The organism is Streptomyces sp. NPDC111520 (genome assembly GCF_055635295.1).
In genome coordinates, this window is the sequence record NZ_JBVKBW010000001.1 from 318021 (window position 1) to 334225 (window position 16205).

General features: G+C 72.4%; 16 protein-coding genes. 5 read left to right on the top strand and 11 right to left on the bottom strand.

What is annotated here, in order from left to right:
• Positions 1–30 precede the first annotated feature (30 nt).
• Entirely contained in the window at positions 31–708 is a 678-nt protein-coding gene (locus ACZ7MY_RS01480; RefSeq protein WP_499598642.1) for a hypothetical protein, read from the bottom strand.
• A 129-nt stretch (positions 709–837) separates the two neighbouring features.
• The gene (locus ACZ7MY_RS01485; protein WP_499598644.1) at positions 838–1509 is read right to left on the bottom strand and encodes a DedA family protein; all 672 of its coding nucleotides are present in this window, start codon (positions 1507–1509) and stop codon (positions 838–840) included.
• Between the two features lie 488 nt (positions 1510–1997).
• Here ACZ7MY_RS01485 and ACZ7MY_RS01490 point away from each other — a divergent pair, with 488 nt between their 5' ends.
• The 3 genes from ACZ7MY_RS01490 (at position 1998) to ACZ7MY_RS01500 (ending at position 5718) form a co-directional block, all read left to right on the top strand.
• The gene (locus ACZ7MY_RS01490; RefSeq protein ID WP_499598645.1) at positions 1998–3419 is read left to right on the top strand and encodes a family 2B encapsulin nanocompartment shell protein; all 1422 of its coding nucleotides are present in this window, start codon (positions 1998–2000) and stop codon (positions 3417–3419) included.
• A 196-nt stretch (positions 3420–3615) separates the two neighbouring features.
• Positions 3616–4383, top strand: a complete 768-nt coding sequence (locus ACZ7MY_RS01495; protein ID WP_499598647.1) for a DUF4097 family beta strand repeat-containing protein — start codon at positions 3616–3618, stop codon at positions 4381–4383.
• A 90-nt stretch (positions 4384–4473) separates the two neighbouring features.
• Complete coding sequence (locus ACZ7MY_RS01500; RefSeq protein ID WP_499598649.1) at positions 4474–5718, top strand: hypothetical protein; 1245 nt, start codon at positions 4474–4476, stop codon at positions 5716–5718.
• 52 nt (positions 5719–5770) lie between these two features.
• Here ACZ7MY_RS01500 and ACZ7MY_RS01505 read toward each other — a convergent pair whose 3' ends face one another.
• A complete protein-coding gene (locus ACZ7MY_RS01505; RefSeq protein WP_499598650.1) occupies positions 5771–5995 on the bottom strand; it encodes an FmdB family zinc ribbon protein in 225 nt (74 codons plus the stop codon).
• 20 nt (positions 5996–6015) lie between these two features.
• Positions 6016–6675: an O-methyltransferase gene (locus ACZ7MY_RS01510; RefSeq protein WP_499598651.1), complete on the bottom strand. Its 660-nt coding sequence runs from the start codon at positions 6673–6675 to the stop codon at positions 6016–6018.
• 22 nt (positions 6676–6697) lie between these two features.
• Between ACZ7MY_RS01510 and ACZ7MY_RS01515 the strand changes: the two genes are divergently transcribed.
• Complete coding sequence (locus tag ACZ7MY_RS01515) at positions 6698–7342, top strand: nucleoside/nucleotide kinase family protein (RefSeq protein ID WP_499598653.1); 645 nt, start codon at positions 6698–6700, stop codon at positions 7340–7342.
• Here the strand turns inward: ACZ7MY_RS01515 and ACZ7MY_RS01520 are convergent.
• Genes ACZ7MY_RS01520 through ACZ7MY_RS01530 form a run of 3 tightly spaced genes read right to left on the bottom strand, consistent with a single transcriptional unit; the run spans position 7323 to position 11772 of the window.
• Entirely contained in the window at positions 7323–8150 is an 828-nt protein-coding gene (locus ACZ7MY_RS01520; protein WP_499598654.1) for an HAD family hydrolase, read from the bottom strand. The genes ACZ7MY_RS01515 and ACZ7MY_RS01520 overlap by 20 nt on opposite strands.
• Positions 8147–10573, bottom strand: a complete 2427-nt coding sequence (locus ACZ7MY_RS01525) for a phosphoribosyltransferase (protein WP_499598655.1) — start codon at positions 10571–10573, stop codon at positions 8147–8149. The genes ACZ7MY_RS01520 and ACZ7MY_RS01525 overlap by 4 nt, the downstream gene beginning before the upstream one ends.
• Positions 10574–10605: 32 nt before the next feature.
• Entirely contained in the window at positions 10606–11772 is a 1167-nt protein-coding gene (locus ACZ7MY_RS01530; RefSeq protein WP_499598656.1) for an HpcH/HpaI aldolase/citrate lyase family protein, read from the bottom strand.
• A gap of 226 nt (positions 11773–11998) precedes the next feature.
• Here ACZ7MY_RS01530 and ACZ7MY_RS01535 point away from each other — a divergent pair, with 226 nt between their 5' ends.
• Positions 11999–12967 carry a TerD family protein gene (locus ACZ7MY_RS01535; protein ID WP_499598657.1) on the top strand — a complete coding sequence of 323 codons (969 nt, stop codon included), beginning with the start codon at positions 11999–12001 and terminating at the stop codon, positions 12965–12967.
• Between the two features lie 25 nt (positions 12968–12992).
• On the opposite strand, the gene ACZ7MY_RS01540 is transcribed toward ACZ7MY_RS01535, so the two are convergent.
• The 4 genes from ACZ7MY_RS01540 to ACZ7MY_RS01555 all read right to left on the bottom strand — a co-directional run bounded on the left by ACZ7MY_RS01540 (position 12993) and on the right by ACZ7MY_RS01555 (position 16181).
• Positions 12993–13724, bottom strand: coding sequence for a TerD family protein (locus ACZ7MY_RS01540; RefSeq protein ID WP_499598658.1), 732 nt, complete (start codon positions 13722–13724; stop codon positions 12993–12995).
• A gap of 83 nt (positions 13725–13807) precedes the next feature.
• The gene (locus ACZ7MY_RS01545) at positions 13808–14950 is read right to left on the bottom strand and encodes a DUF475 domain-containing protein (protein WP_499598659.1); all 1143 of its coding nucleotides are present in this window, start codon (positions 14948–14950) and stop codon (positions 13808–13810) included.
• 16 nt (positions 14951–14966) lie between these two features.
• Positions 14967–15542, bottom strand: coding sequence for a TerD family protein (locus tag ACZ7MY_RS01550; protein WP_431966316.1), 576 nt, complete (start codon positions 15540–15542; stop codon positions 14967–14969).
• 63 nt (positions 15543–15605) lie between these two features.
• Positions 15606–16181, bottom strand: coding sequence for a TerD family protein (locus tag ACZ7MY_RS01555; RefSeq protein ID WP_499598660.1), 576 nt, complete (start codon positions 16179–16181; stop codon positions 15606–15608).
• Positions 16182–16205 lie beyond the last annotated feature (24 nt).

Genomic DNA, 16205 nt, shown 5'->3' on the forward strand with positions numbered 1-16205 from the left:
CCCCCCGCCGCGGCGCTGGAGCCGGGGGCGTCAGCGGGGGGCGCCGTTGCGCGGCTGACCCGGACCGGCGGGGCCGTCCGGGCCGGGGGCGCCGCCGGCGGGCTGCGGGCGCCCCGGGGCCAGCAGCAGCACGCACACGGCGATGACCCAGAGCCCGGCGAGCCCGAGGCCGATGAAGCCGGCGAACGGGATGAACATCAGCACGCCCAGGACGAAGGCCGCCCATCCCAGCCAGTGCGGCAGTGCGCCGGCGGCACTGCGGGAGACGGCCAGTCCCGCCCCGAGCAGCATGACGCCGATCCCGGCCAGGATGGGCATGAACAGGTCGCTGCCGAGGGCGTTGAGCGCCTGGAGGGCGCCGCCGCCGACCAGTGGCCGGTCGCTGGCCTCGATGAGGCTGAGGGTGAGCCCGGCGCTGATCCAGAAGCCGAGGGCGGCCAGGATGCCGCCGGCGAAGGCGACCTGGGGCAGCCAGCCGGTGCGGTCGGACGCGGCCAGGACGTGCCGCAGGTAGCCGGCGAAGAACGCGAGGAAGAGCCCGGCGATGAGCAGCAGGTAGAGGCCGACGCCCTGCCTGGTGTCGTGGCTGAGGTAGAACGCCCTGACCGCGACTCCGGAACTGCCGATGCCGGGGGTGGCCCCCTGGAGCGCGTAGGAGACGGCGGCCAGGATCACGGCTGCCAGGCCGGTGAGCGGTCCGAGTCGCATCGGGGGTCTCCGATCCGTCCGTGGGCCCCCCAGACCGGTGGATGTCCGTACCGATGCTGTCACGCCTCGTGGCGGGCCGCCCACCGGCGGAGACCACCCGGGGCGGGTCCGGGTCCGAGCCGGTACGGGTCAGCGGGCCTCGGCGACGGCGGCCCGCTCGGGCGAGGCCGCGACCTGCGCGGGCAGCGTCACGGGGACGACCGCGTGGGCGCGGCGCTCGCGGCGGAAGACGTACGCGGCGAGGGAGCCGGAGCCGAGCAGGGCGACGGCGGAGGTGGCGGTGCCCAGCCAGCCCGCGCCGAGCCACTGGCCACCCGCGTAGCCCAGGCCCACGCTGTACGCGGCCCAGGCCAGTCCGGCCAGCGCGGACCAGGGCAGGAACTCGCGTATGCGGCGGTGCGCGGCGCCCGCGCTGAGGCTGACGACGGAGCGGCCGGCCGGGGCGAAGCGGGCGAGCACGACGAGCGCGCCGCCGCCGCGGGACAGGACCGCGCCGAGGATCTCCTGGGCGGTGGAGAGCCGGCGGGAGTGCGCCACGCGGTGGTCGATCCAGTTGCCGCCACGCCAGGCCAGGCGGTACGCGGCGAGGTCGCCGAGGGTGGAGGCCGCGGCCGCGCAGAGCAGCAGGGCGAGTACGTCGAGGAGGTCGTTGCTGCCGCCGGCGGCGGTGCCGGCCGTGGCGGCCGAGATCAGCAGGACGCCGCTCGGCATCACCGGCAGGAAGACGTCGAGCACGATGGAGGCGGCTACCAGGGCGTAGATCCACGGTGAATCGAACAGGGAACCTGCTCCGACGAACACCGCGTCCTCCTCTCCTGGCGAGTGCGCGGCGCCTCCGGGGTGTGAGGCGGTGTCGCGCAGAAGCGGTTCTCCTGCGACCCGCTCTCAGCCGTACAGCGTACGCCAGCCATGCTCAGGTGATCCCCTCGGGGGCGCGTGACGTTTTCCTCATCTTCGATGGTGGGCATCGGGAATAGCACGCGATTAACCGGGAGGGGCGACGAAACGTCCCCGGAACGAGATGTTCCACTCACCTTCCCGTGCGCATCATGGACATGCCACACATTCACACCCTGCCGACCTGCGCGAGCGGTCGCACACGCGTACGTCCGGGCGCGCTCACCCGAATGAGTGAGTGCAGGGTGCTCCACCCGGTGGGTAGTTACCGGGAGGAAAGCGGCCGAAGGCAGGGGGACCACCGCACAACAAACCTCGTTCCACCGTGAATTGTTTGTCTTAACCACGCCTTTGTGCGCGTGGGCCATCAGGCCGCAAGGGAAGGACCATCCATGACGGTTGAGCCGGGTGTCGCGTCGGAGGCGGCGACGGGGAACGGCCAGTCTCAGCGGAGTCTGAGCACCGCTGCGGCGCGGAATTTGGCGACGACCACCAAATCTGCGCCACAGATGCAGGGAATCACGTCACGGTGGCTGCTGAGGGTGCTGCCGTGGGTCGAGGCCGCCGGCGGCGCCTACCGGGTCAACCGGCGGCTCAGCTACTCGGTGGGCGACGGGAGGGTGGACTTCGTCCAGACCGGCTCCGAGGTCCGGGTGATCCCGGCGGAACTCGGCGAACTGCCGCTGCTGCGGGGCTTCACCGAGGACGCGGTGCTCACCGCCCTCGCCGGGCAGTTCGAGCAGCGGGAGTACGCGCCCGGCGACACGATCGTGGCCGCCGGGGAGCCGGCCGACCACGTCTTCCTCGTCGCCCACGGCAGGATCAACAAGCTGGCCCCGGCCAAGTGGGACGGCCAGGGCGTGATCGGCAGCATCGCCGACGGCGACCACTTCGGCTCCGAGGGCCTGGCCGGCCCCGAGAGCACCTGGGACTACACCGCGAGGGCGGCCACCCCGGTCACCGCGCTCGCCCTGCCGCGCCAGGCCTTCCAGTCCGTCATGCAGCAGGCCGACGGACTGCGCGAGCACGTCGCGGGCTTCGTCACCGGAACCCAGCAGGCACAGAACAAGTACGGCGAGAAGGCCATCGAACTGGCCTCCGGCCATGTCGGGGAACCCGACCTGCCCGGCACCTTCGTGGACTACGACCTCGCCCCGCGCGAGTACGAGCTGAGCGTCGCCCAGACCGTGCTGAAGGTCCACACCCGCGTCGCCGACCTGTACAACCAGCCCTACAACCAGGTCGAGCAGCAGGTGAAGCTGACCATCGAGGCACTGCGCGAACGGCAGGAGCACGAACTGGTCAACAACCGGGAGTTCGGCCTGCTGCACAACGCGGACTACCGGCAGCGCATCACCACGCACTCCGGCCCGCCCACCCCGGACGACCTCGACGAGCTCATCAGCCGGCGCCGCAACGCCCAGTACCTGCTGGCCCATCCGCGGGCCATCGCGGCCATCGGAAGGGAATTCAACAGCCGCGGTCTCGTGCCGCACACCGTCGATTTCCACGGCCACCACATCCCGTCGTGGCGCGGAATCCCGATCCTCCCCTGCAACAAGATCCCGATTTCCCGGGAGAACACCACCTCGATCCTGGTGATGCGCACCGGCGAGGACAACCAGGGTGTGATCGGCCTCCACCAGACGGGAATCCCGGACGAGTTCGAGCCGGGCCTCTCGGTGCGTTTCATGGGAATCGACGAGAAGGCGATCATCTCCTATCTCGTCAGCACCTACTATTCGGCCGCCGTCCTCGTCCCCGACGCCCTCGGCGTCCTGGAGAACGTCGAGATCGCGCGGGCCGGGGAGTAGCCCCGGCGCCCGCGCGGCCCGCGGGAACGACGGCGCGTGCCCGTGGCGCGGCGGAACGGCCCCGGCCGGCCGCACCGTCCGTCACGAGCACGGCCGCCGCCCGCGGAACCCCCGGACGGGGCGGGGGTTTTCCCCACCCCGCTTCCGGTGGGCGCCCTGATTCCGGGCAGAACGGGCGCTCCGTAGCGTCCTGGGTATGACGAAGAGCACCCGCACGTTGAGGACCATCGCCGCCGCCGCGGGCGTCGTGGCGCTGATCGGTACGGCGTCCGCCTGCGCGAACGCCTCCGACGACAGCGAGCCGGAGCGCAAGAGCTTCGCGCTCGACGGGAACGAGCTGACCATCGACTCCTCCGACAGCGCGGTCGTGGTGAAACCGGCCGACGTGGACGAGGTCCAGGTCACCCGCTGGTTCGACGGGTGGGCCGTGTTCGGGGACACCCCGAAGGCCACCTGGTCGATACGGGGGCACACCCTCAGCTTCCGCACCAAGTGCCAGGGCGTGGCGCAGAACTGTTCGGTGCGGCACGAGGTCCTGGTGCCGCGCGGAGTACGCCTGACGGTGGTCAACGGCGACGGCAGCGTGGAGGCGAGCGGCTTCAGCACCCCGCTGAAGCTCAGCACGGGCGACGGCTCGGTCGTCGTCCGGGACGTGACCGGCCCGCTGCGGCTCTCCAGCGGCGACGGCCGGATCGACGCCGACGGCATCGGCTCCCGCGAGGTGAGCGCACACACCTCCGACGGCTCGGTGAAGCTGGCCTTCGACGAGGTGCCCGATCTCGTCGAGGCGACGAGCGGCGACGGCCGGGTCAGCGTCGCGCTGCCCCACCAGAGCTACAAGGTCTCGGCGCGCTCCGGCGACGGGCACGTCAGCGTCGACGTTCCCCGCGACGAGAGCAGCGGCCACGTCGTGACGGTCCGTACGGGCGACGGCTCGGTGAGCGTCACGGAAGCCGGCCGCTGACCGCAACCGCCCGACCCGTGTATTCGTCCCAGCCAGGTGGGAGACTGGAGCGGACAACCACCGGCGGCGGACCTGCGGGAGAGGGCGACTGTGACGACGGCACGCTCGTGGTGGCGGCGCGGCGACAACCTGCGCGCCGACGCCCAGGCCGCGAAGGACGCCGCCGCCGAGGCGTTCTACGAGCTGGACACGGCCCAGCGCGACCTGGTGATCTCCATAGAGACCATCACCGCGGTCGACAGCTCCCCCGCCGCGCGGCGCGCGAGCGAGGACTTCCGCTCGCTGGGCGAGCGCATCGACCAGGTCAGCGCCGCCTACATCGCGGCGGTCGACGCCTACGACCTGGACCGCGACGAGTTGGAGGCCGCCACCGCGGCCCGCGCCCGCACCGAGCTCACCAAGGCGAAGGACGACCTGGTCCGGGCCAGGCAGGACCTGGACGCCTTCGCCCGGGGGCTCGGCCCGCTGCTGGACAAGGCCGAGACCCAGCTCGCCCGGCTGGCCCCGGCCGTCGAACGGGCCCGGCAGGCCCTGCTCGCCGCGTCCAACGCGCTGGACGCGGTACGGGCCTCGGGCCTGCGCGCGGACGACCTCGCGGCCCGGCTGGCCGCCCTGGGCCCGGAGCTGACCAAGCTCAACCAAGGCGCCGGGACGCACGGCGTCCAGGAGACGATCCGGCGGGCCGACGAGGTGCTGCGCACGGCCGAGGCGATCCGCGCGGAGGCCGAGCGGCTGCCCGAGCGGGCCCGCGAGATCGACAAGCGGATCGTGTCGCTGCGCACCCGCACGCAGGCCCTGGCCACCCGCACGGAGGGCGTCGATCCGGTCCTCAGCGAGCTGCGCCGCCGTTTCAGCATGGCGTGCTGGCAGGACCTGCAGCACGTACCGGAGCGGGCGACGGAGGCCGTCGGCCGTGCGGAGCAGAAGCTCTCGGAGGCGGCGAAGGCCCGGGACGAGCAGCGCTGGCCGGACGCGACGGCCCTGCTCGGCACGGTACGGGCGCTGCTCGACGACGCCGACGCGGCGGTGTCCGCGGCCGGTGGCCGGCTGCGCCGGCTCAACGAGGTCAGCAAGGACCCGCAGGGCGAGATCGAGCGGACCCGGTTCGCCGTCCGGGACGCCCAGCGGCTCGCCATGCAGGGCCGTACGACACCGGAGCAGCGGCACGCGCGCCCGCTCGACGAGGCCGTGGCCCGGCTCGACCGCGCCGTCGAGGGCCTCCAGGGCCGTCACCCCGACTGGTGGCACTTCCTCATGGAGACGGCGGCGGTACGCGACGCGGCGGCGCGGGTCGTCACCACCATCCGCGAGGACCGCGCCTCGGGACGCCCGTAGCGCACCCCGGCCGCGTGCCGTTCGGCTGTCGCGCCGTCAGCCAGCCTCAGCCTCAGCCGCAGCACCCGCCGCCGCAGCACCCGCCGCCGCCCGCGGCCGGGCGGGGGGCCGCCGCGGCGGACGCGGAGGCGGTGCCGCCCACCGCGACCGTCGACAGGAGCTTGACGGTGTCGTCGTGTCCGGCGGGGCACTCCGCCGGTGCGGAGGACTCGGCCATCGGCCGGCTCAGCTCGAACGTGGTGCCGCAGGAGCGGCAGCGGTACTCGTAACGGGGCATGGGCACAGATTAACCACGGCTCACAGCTTGCGCGCCAGGGTCAGCCCGTCCGCCACGGTCAGCAGCAGCGCCTCGACTCGCCCGTCGGACGCGACGCGGTCGTTGAAGGCCTGGATCCCCGCCGTGCCGCCCGTGGCGTGCGGGTCCACGACCCGCCCGTGGTAGAGCGTGTTGTCGGCGGCGACGATCCCGCCGGGCCGCATCCGCGGCACCAGCTCCTCCCAGTAGTTGAGGTAGTTGTCCTTGTCGGCGTCGAGGTAGACGAAGTCGATCCAGGGATCGCCGGGCAGGGCGCGCAGCGTGTCCAGCGCGGGCGCGATCCGCAGGTCCACGCGGTCGGCGACACCGGCCTTGGCCCAGGCCTCACGGGCGACCGCGGTCCACTCCTCGGAGACGTCGCAGGCGATGAGCCGCCCGTCCGCGGGCAGCGCCTGCGCCATGGACAGCGCCGAGAAGCCGGTGAAGGTGCCGACCTCGACGACCTGCCGCGCGCCGGTCAGCCGTACCAGGAAGGCCAGCAGCGGGCCCTGCTCGCGCGCCGACTGCATGGCGGCCGCGTCACCGAAGCGGGCGCGCGTGATCTCCACCAGTTCCTCCTGGACCGGGTCCAGGGGCGGGTTGTGCTGGAGGACGTACTCGTACAGTTCGGGCGTGAGCTGCGGGTTCTTGGTCTCGTGCACGGCTGCTCCTTAAGGTGGCGGCATGTACGTGGATGACGTCCTCGCCCTGGTGCCCAGCATGCCAGGCAGACGGGTTCTGCTGGGGCTGACGGGTGCGCCCGCGGCGGGCAAGTCGACGCTGGCCCGTTCGCTGGTGGAGGGGGTCGACGCGCGGCTCGGCGCGGGCACCGCGGCCTACGTGCCGATGGACGGCTTCCACCTCTCCAACGCCCAGCTGGACCGGCTCGGGCTGCGCGGCCGCAAGGGCGCGCCGGAGACCTTCGACGTGGACGGCTACGTCCACCTGCTGCGGCGGCTGCGCTCGTGGCAGGGCCGTACCGTCTACGCGCCGGACTTCGACCGGGCGCTGGACGAGCCGGTCGCGGCGGGGATCGCCGTGCCGCCCGAGGCCCGGCTGGTCGTGACGGAGGGGAACTACCTGGCGGACGACGCCGCCGGCTGGCACGAGGTCAGGGACCTGCTGGACGAGCTGTGGTTCGTCGAGGCCGACCCGGCGGTCCGCGAGGAGCGGCTGCTGGAACGGCATCTGACGGGCGGTCGCACCGAGTCGGAGGCCCGGGCCTTCATCGAGGCCAGCGAACGGCCGAACGCGCTGCGCGTCGAGGCGACGCGCAGCGCGTGCACGCGGGTCGTGCGGCCGGACGGGGTCAGCGGCGCGCCACGCTGAGCATCCGGCGCAGGATCTCCTCCCCCGCCGCGACGCCCGGCAGGGTCAGCGCGTCGACGTGCGGCGCGCCCCAGCCGGTGTCGGCGAGTTCGCCGTGGCCGGGCCGCCAGGCGGTGTGGGCGGCGAGCAGCAGGTCCGCGTCCAGGAGGGAGTCGCCCGCGGCGAGCACGTGGTCGGCGCCGGTGCGGCGGACGACCTCGGCCAGGGCCGCGGACTTGGTGAGGGGCTTGGGGACGGCGTAGACCTTGCGGCCCTGCAGCGAGACCGTCCAGCCGCGCTCCTCCGCCCATTCGGCGAGGTCCTTCACCCAGAGCTCGGGCAGCAGCGACCGCTCCACGACCAGGTAGACGAACAGGTCCTCGGCGACGCGCTCCTTGCGCAGCCAGGACCCGTCCGCGGTGCGGGCCAGGTAGGCGCGGACCTCCTCCAGCGGCGCGCAGCCCTCGGCGAGGCGGCGGCGCATCTCGGCGTTCCACTCGTGGTCGGTGTGACCCTTGACCAGGAGGTGCCCGCCGTTGGCGCAGATCGCGTACCGCGGCACCGGGCCCGGCAGGTTGATGCGCCGGTACTGCTTGCGGGTGCGGGTCGTCGCCGGGACGAACTCGGCGGCGGCGGCGAGCCGCTGGATCAGCGCGGCGGCGTTCTCGGTCATGAAGGACAGCGGCCGGCCCTCGTGCACCTCGACGCACAGCAGCCGCGGTGCCTCCTCGTCGGCCATGGACAGGGCCAGGGCCGAGGGCGAGTAGATGAGGGTGCGGTCCAGGTCGCTGGCGACGAGGGACTTCACGATCTCCGGGCGTTGCTTCACTTGGCCTCCACCGCCTTGCCGTCCGTTCCGGTCGCGCCCCGGGTGAAGCGCGGGTGGATCAGCCCGACGCAGGAGTACGGCAGGTCGTCCACCTCCTCCACCGGGACGCCGCGCTGCTCGGCGAGCAGCCGGATGTGCGCCAGGTCGCCGCCCGCGCCGCGCCGGGCGAGGACCCGCCAGGGCACGCGGCGCAGCAGCACCCGGGTGGTCTCGCCGACGCCGGGCTTGACCAGGTTGACGTCCCCGATCCCGTACTCCTCGCTGATCCGCTCGACGGCCTTCCAGCCCTCCCAGGTGGGCGTGCGGTCGCCGGCCTGGAGTTCCTTGACGTCGCGGGCGACCTCGTCGGTCACGGCGGCGAAGCGGGCCGACACCTCGTCCAGGAAGAGGCCGGAGACGTCCGAGCCGGCCAGCTCGCGGTAGAACTTGGCGCCGTGGAACTCGTCGGGGCCGATCAGGTCGGAGCGCAGCACGGTGCGCGAGACCAGGCCGGAGACGGTGGAGTTCAGGCACGCGGACGGGATGAGGAAGTCGTCGCGGGTGCCGAAGGTGCGGACGCACGAGCCGGGGTCGGCGAGCACCGCGATCTCCGGGTCGAAGCCCCCGAACGGGGCCACGGCGTCGGCCAGTTCGCGGGTGATGGCGCCCTTGCCGGTCCAGCCGTCGACGAACACCGCACGGGCGGGGTCGTGGTGTCCGGCCAGCCAGCGCAGGGCGGTGGTGTCGATGCCGCGGCCGCGGACGATGGACACGGCGTAGTGCGGGAGGTCCAGGCCGTGCGCGTGCCGGGCCCAGCGGCGCATCAGCACGCCGACCGGGGTGCCCGCGCGGGCCAGCGACACCAGGACGGCGTCCGGGCCGCGTTCGGCGAGCACCAGCTCGGTCACGGCGCCGACGGCGCGGGCGATCCGGCCGGCGGAGTCCGCCAGCGCGGACCGGAACAGCTCCTGGTACTCCGCGCTGGGCTGGTACTCCACGGGCAGCGACTCGGCGTAGTGCGCCCCGCCGCTCTGGATGGCCTCCTCGCGCTCCTCGGTGGGCGCCTCCAGCTCGACGTCGGAGAGGTCCTTCAGCAGCCAGCCGACCTCGTCGGCGGCGTACGAGGAGAACGCGGGTCCGCGCAGCGGCTCCGGGAGCGTGGGGGCGGGCGGGCGGGGTTCGTACGAGGGCACCACGGCCAGCAGGAGCCTTTCGGTGTGGGCGGCGAGCTGCGCGAGCAGCCCTCCGGGGGCGTGCAGGGCGGGCGTGTCGCCCGCGCTGTCCACGACGGCGACGACGGTGTCGAAGCCCGCGCCCGCCACGTTGTACGCGTAGCGCTCGCCGGGGCCGTCGGCGGGCCCGTCGTGGTCGGGGAAGGTGATCCGGGTGCGTATCGCGTACCCCGGGTCGTCCACGGCCAGGACCGGCGAGCGGGTCGTCGTGGAGAACCGCACCTCCGCGGCGGGCAGGGCGTCCTGCAGGGCTTGCGCCAGCCGCAGCGGGGCGTACATCAGCTCCTCGTTGCCGAGCACGAGGACGCGCCGGGCCGGGTTGCCGCCGAGGACGCGCAGGTCCTCCGCCAGGCCTGCCGCCATCGAGGGCAGCGCCGCCTCCAGCCGTGCGCGGTGCACGGGCGTGAAGCCGTGCCGGCCGCCGTCGGGCAGCCCGGCGGGCCAGTCCAGCCGCACCCGGTGCGGCACCGCGGCCACGGCCGCGGCCCGGCGGGCCGGCTCGGCGGCGGCATGGGCGGCGACCAGGGCCTGGCCCCGCTCCAGCACGCCTTCGGGGAGGACGACCGTGCCCGAGGCCAGGGCGAGGACGTCGACGCCCGCGCCCAGGTCGGCCGCGAAGCGGTCGAGGAGTGCGCGGTCGGCCTCCGAGCGCATGTCGACCAGGGCGACCACGACGTAGCGGCGGCGCGGGTAGCGGGCGTGCAGCGCCCGGACCGTGTTGAGCACCGTCCGGCCGGTGGAGAACTCGTCGTCGACCAGCACCAGCGGCCCGTCCCCGGACAGCAGGCCGGCGTCCTCGGGCAGCAGCAGGTGCGAGGTGGCGTGGCTGTGCTCCTCCTCGAAGCCGCCGACCGGCTCGACCCCGGCGACCGGGCGCCGCGTGGAGTGCAGGTACGGGACGGTGCCGACGCCGTCGGCCACGGCGTGCCCGAGGCCGGTCGCGGTCTCGGCGTAGCCGAGCACCACGGCACGGGCCGCCTCCTCCTCGCCCAGCAGCTCCCGCACGCGCACGCCGAGCCCGTACCCGGCGTCGTAGACGACCCGCGGGCGCTGCGGCACGTGCTTGCCCAGCACGTTGGAGACGAGCAGGTGCGCCCGCTTGGGGTTGCGGCGCAGGGCGAGGCCGAGCAGACCACTCAGCCCCTCTCCCCGCAGGGTGACGCCGAGGCGGTCGGCGACCCACTGCCCGGACCAGACGTGCTCGACTGCCATGCGCTCGGCACTCTCCCTCTCGCTGTGGTCGGTCACGACGGCACGCACGCGGAGAGCAGTTCGACGAAGCCGATCTCCTCCCGCGCCACGCCGAAGACCTCGGCGCGCCGCACGGTGCGCTCGGCCCAGGCGCGGTGCGGCTTCACCTCGTTCATCTTGTTCGTGTAGGCCGAGCGCAGCACGCCCCCGCCGCTGCGGTCCTCGTGGAGTATGTCGACGGCGTCGCTCCACTCCTCGTGGGAGACGACGCTGAGTGCGTGCACGGGCTGGACGTGCGAGGGGTGGATGCAGGTCTTGCCCTGCAGGCCGTTCGTCCGGTCCAGTTCGATCTCGCGCAGCAGCCCGTCCATGTCGCGCTGGATGAGGGCCTCGCGCAGGTCGACGGCCGCGGGGACGAAGGGGCTCTGCCGCAGCAGTGGCTTGAACATGCGCTCGGAGTGCTTGAAGTACTCCCAGACCGGTCCGGTGATGGTGAAGCCGGTGCCGTCGGCGCGCCCGAGGACGTTGACGACGTCGGCGATGATCGAGGCGACGATGCGGACGTCGTAGGCGGTCATGTCGGGCGAGCGGCGCAGCCCGTAGGCGGAGCAGAAGTCGGTGACGCCCAGCCGCAGTGCGAGGACCCGGTCGCGGTACTTGTCGACGGTGCGGGAGATGCCGTACAGCGTCTCGGTGCGGGTCTCCAGGTGGAGCAGCTGCGGGGACTCCAGGACCGGCATCGCGAACAGCCGTCGTCCGCTGTCCGCCTCGGCGGCGGCGAGGGCCTCCAGGAAGGGGACCCCGGACTCCTCGGTGAACTTGGGGAGCACGAACCCGGAGAGCAGGGACGCGTGGTCGCCGAGCCGGCGGACGAGGTCGGTGATCTGGCCGGGGGTGCGGACGCGGATGAAGAGCAGCGGGGGGTCGCCGTCCGGGATCCGGTGGGACAGTTCGCCGAACTGGCGGACCAGGTTCTCCTCCGCGGCCTCGACGTCGCCGTCGTCGATGGAGTCCTCCAGGCACAGCACCATCGAGACGACCCCGCGCGCGGCCTGCTTGAGCACGTCGTCGGCGAGCCGCGACCGGGTGGCCGGGCAGTAGAGGGTGGCGCCGAGGGCGACGGCGAGCGTGCCGGCCGGGGAGGCCGCGGTGAACTCCGCGGGCTCCTGGTGGAAGAGCTCGTTCCGTACGTCCGGCGCGAGGTGCCCGAAGTGGCGCATGCGTTCCCCCGTGGCAGGTGGTGGATGGTGTGGTGGGAAGCGTCCCCCGACGCCGTGGCCGATTATCGTACGTGCGAGCCCCCTGCGGACGTTCCCGGCGTACGTGAAAATCAGGTAACCCCCGCGGGTCCGGAACGTGTCGACCTGTCCGCATCTCTCCCCCTCGCCGCACCCGTCACACGCCCCGCGTTGTGGCCACGGCCCCCGGGAGGGCAGGATTACGCGCATGACGCAGGCGATGGTGAAGGGCTCCAACATCCCGGTGACGGCCTCGGGGGTGCGGGCGGTGCTCCGCTGGAGCCCGGGGGCGGGTGTGCCGGACGTCGACGCCTCGGCGCTGCTGCTGGGTGCGGACGGCCGGGTGCGCTCGGACGAGGACTTCATCTTCTACAACCAGCCCCGGCACCCTGGGGGCGCCGCCCGGCACCTGCCCAAGCGCAGCGAGCCGGCCGGCCTGACGGACGCGATCGAGGTCGACCTGACCGCGCTGGAGGAGGGCGTGGACCGGGTGGTCGTCGCGGCCTCCTCGGACGGCGGCCCCTTCGCCCTGGTCTCCGACCTGACGGTGCTGCTGTACGACACGGCAGGCGGCGCCGACGCCGAGCCGCTGGCGCTCTTCGACGTCGTCCCGGACACCGGCGACGAGTCGGCCCTGATCTGCGGCGAGCTGTACCGCCGGTCGGGCGGCTGGAAGTTCCGCGCGCTGGGGCAGGGCTACGCGGCGGGGCTGGAGGCGCTGGCCACCGAGTTCGGCATCACCGTGGAGGAGGGCGACCTCGACGAGGCGCCGCCGCCGCGGCCGGAGGGCGAGGCGGCCGCGGTGCCGCAGCCCGTGCCGCCGACCGTCGCGGTGACCGGGGAGCCGGACGCGTACACCCTGCAGGCCCCGGCCCAGGTGCCCCCGCAGCCCAGCGCGCCGCCCGCCTACGGCTACCCGCAGGAGCCCCAGCCCACGGTGGCCGCCGCCCCGGCGTACGGCTACCCGCAGGAGCCCCAACCGACCGTGGCCGCGGCGCCGGCGTACGGCTACCCGCAGGAGCCCCAGCCGACCGTGGCCGCCGCCCCGGCGTACGGCTACCCGCAGGAGCAGCCCGCGCCGACCTCCGCGGCCCCCGGTCCCGCGTACGGCTACCCGCAGCCGGTCCAGGGGTTCCGGCTGCCGCCGATGGGCCCGCAGTTCCAGGAACGCCGCTGAGCGGGCCCGGCACGGGGCCGCGCGCTCAGACCTTGGTCTTGTAGCCGCGGCCCCACTGCAGGCCCCAGCCGTAGAGCCGGTCGAGCTCGGCCTGGAAGCCGTAGACGTACTTCACCTCGCGGCGCACGGTCAGGTCGCCCTTCCTGTTCTCGATGAGCACCACGGCACAGGAGCGGGCCTGCGGTTCGCGCTCGTCCAGCAGGATCTCGATCCGCGGGCCCGAACTGGGGAAGATCTCCACCTTGGCGTGGGTGCGGTCGAAGGCGGGCGTGCCGTCGTAGATGTAGACGAACACGAGCATGCGCCTGAACTCTTCGTGCTTGTCGAGGTTGATGTAGAGCGTCTCGCCGGACGAGCCGCCGAAGCGGTCGTCGCCGGTCATCTGGATGTACGGCGGGGCGTCGAGGTCGCCGAGGAAGTTGCCGAGCGGCTGGACCACGCCCTTGGTGCCGTCGGCCAACTCGTACATGCACGCCAGGTCGAGGTCGACGTTGACCATGGCGGGGCCGGCGGCCTGCACGGGCTCCGGCTTGAACAGGTGCATCTGCCGGCTCAGCCAGGAGCCGCCGCGCTGGTTCCAGCCGCCGGTGTCGGAGGTGCGCATCTGCCAGGACAGGTTGATGCGCAGGTTGCCGACGGCCGCGCCCTGCTTGGTCAGCGAGACGACCTGGTGCCGCTTGGTGAGCTCGATGGTGTGCGCGTTCGCCATGTCGAACTGCGCGTTGAAGCCGCCGCTCGGCCGCAGGAAGTTCCACATGTCCGTCCGTCCCCTGCACGCAGGCCGCCCCCCACCGGTCGGCGGGGGGCGGCGTGAACCCGATTGTCGTGACGAGCCGGGGGTCAGACCCCGCTCGTCACCTCCGTCTTGTCGTCCCGCTGCTCGGAGCTTTCCCCGAGACGGCGGTTTCGCACCACCGACGACCAGTAGGAAGCGCCGATCAGGACGACGCCGATGAGGCCGGTGATGACCTCGTTGATCTCGAACTTGATGGTCACCAGGAGGATGACGGCCAGCGCGCCGATCGCGTAGTGCGCGCCGTGCTCCAGGTAGACGTAGTCGTCCAGGGTGCCCTTGCGCACCAGGAACACGGTGAGCGACCGGATGTACATCGCACCGATGCCGAGGCCGAGGGCGATGATGAAGATGTCGTTGGAGATCGCGAACGCGCCGATGACGCCGTCGAACGAGAACGACGCGTCGATGACCTCGAGGTAGAGGAAGAGGAAGAACGCCGCCTTGCCCGCCAGGCCCACGGCCGAGGCACCGCTGCCGGCCGGCTTGCCGCCCGAGCTGATCTCCTCGAGTTCCTCGTCGGCCTCGTCGGCCTCGTCCTCCAGCTTGTCCTCGAAGTAGCCCGAGATGCCGCCGACGACGAGGTAGGTGATGAGGCCGCCGATGCCGGAGAGCAGCACCGTGGAGGACTTGTCGCCGCCGCCGTGCGAGACGTCGGTGGCGAGGGTGGTGGCGGTGATCAGCAGGGCGACCAGGGCGACGACCACGGAGAGCGTGTCGAGCTTGCCGAGCTTGGAGAGCGGCTTCTCCAGCCAGGCGAGCCACTTGTGCTCCCGCTCCTCGAAGATGAAGTCGAGGAAGATCATCAACAGGAACATCCCGCCGAACGCGGCGATCGCCGGGTGCGCGGAGGTGACGAGGTGCTCGTACTGTTCCTTGTTGTTGATCGCCAGGTCGATGGCCTCGATGGGCCCGAGCTTCGCCGTGATCGACACGATGATGATCGGGAACACGAGGCGCATGCCGAAGACGGCGATCAGAATGCCGATGGTGAGGAAGATCTTCTGCCAGAAGGCATTCATCTTCCGCAGGATGCCGGCGTTGATCACCGCGTTGTCGAAGGAGAGCGAGATCTCCAGCACCGACAGGATGGCGACGAGGGCAAGCCCCTCCGCACCCCACAGATAACCGGCGAGGGCGAGGCCGGCGGCGGTGACACCGAACGACCAGCCGAAAGTTCGGAGGAGCACTGGATATCCAATCCCTTTACGAAACGTTGACCCCAAAGTCTAGGGCGATGCCCCGGAGCCCTGATGCATACCCCTGGCCAACGGCTCGGAACTTCCATTCGCCGCCGTACCTGTAGAGCTCACCGAAGATCATCGCTGTTTCGCTCGAGGCGTCCTCGGAGAGGTCGTAGCGCGCCAGTTCGCTCTGGTCGGTCTGGTTGACCACCCGGATGAAGGCATTGCTGACCTGGCCGAAGGTCTGGCCCCGGGCGTCGGCGTCGTAGATGGAGACCGGGAAGACGATCTTGTCGACCCGCTCGGGCACGGCGGACAGGTCCACCAGCAGGACCTCGTCGTCGCCGTCGCCGTCACCGGTCAGGTTGTCGCCGGTGTGCTCGACCGAGCCCTCCGGGCTCTTGAGGTTGTTGTAGAAGACGAAGTACTCGTCGCCGAGCACCCGGCCCGAGGCGCACAGCAGGGCGCTGGCGTCCAGGTCGAAGGGCGCCCCGGTGGTGGAGCGCGCGTCCCAGCCGAGCCCGATCAGCACGCTGGTCAGGTTGGGTGCGGCCTTGGTGAGGGAGACGTTGCCTCCCTTGGCGAGCGTCACGCCCATGCTGTTCTCCTCCCCCGCGGGGGCTCGCGGCCCGCCGTGCGCGGACCGCGAGGCCCCGGCGAATCAGACGTTGACGCCGAAGTCCTGCGCGATGCCGCGCAGGCCGGACGCGTAACCCTGGCCGATGGCCCGGAACTTCCACTCCGCACCGTGCCGGTAGAGCTCGCCGAAGACCATCGCCGTCTCGGTCGAGGCGTCCTCGGTGAGGTCGTAGCGGGCCAGTTCCTTGTCGTCGGCCTGGTTGACGACGCGGATGAACGCGTTGCGGACCTGGCCGAACGACTGCTGACGGGTCTCGGCGTCGTAGATCGACACCGGGAAGACGATCTTGGCGACCTCGGCCGGCACGCCGGCCAGGTTCACCTTGATCTGCTCGTCGTCCCCTTCGCCCTCGCCGGTGATGTTGTCACCGGTGTGCTCCACGGAGCCGTCGGGGCTCCTGAGGTTGTTGAAGAAGACGAAGTGCTGGTCGGAGAGCACCTTGCCCTCGGTGCCCGTGAGCAGGGCACTGGCGTCGAGGTCGAAGTCGGCGCCCGTGGTGGTGCGGGCGTCCCAGCCGAGGCCGACGATGACGGCCGTGAGGTTGGGGGCCTCCTTCGTCAGCGATACGTTGCCACCCTTGCTGAGGCTGACTCCCACGGGTCCTCCCATGTCATCGCGTGC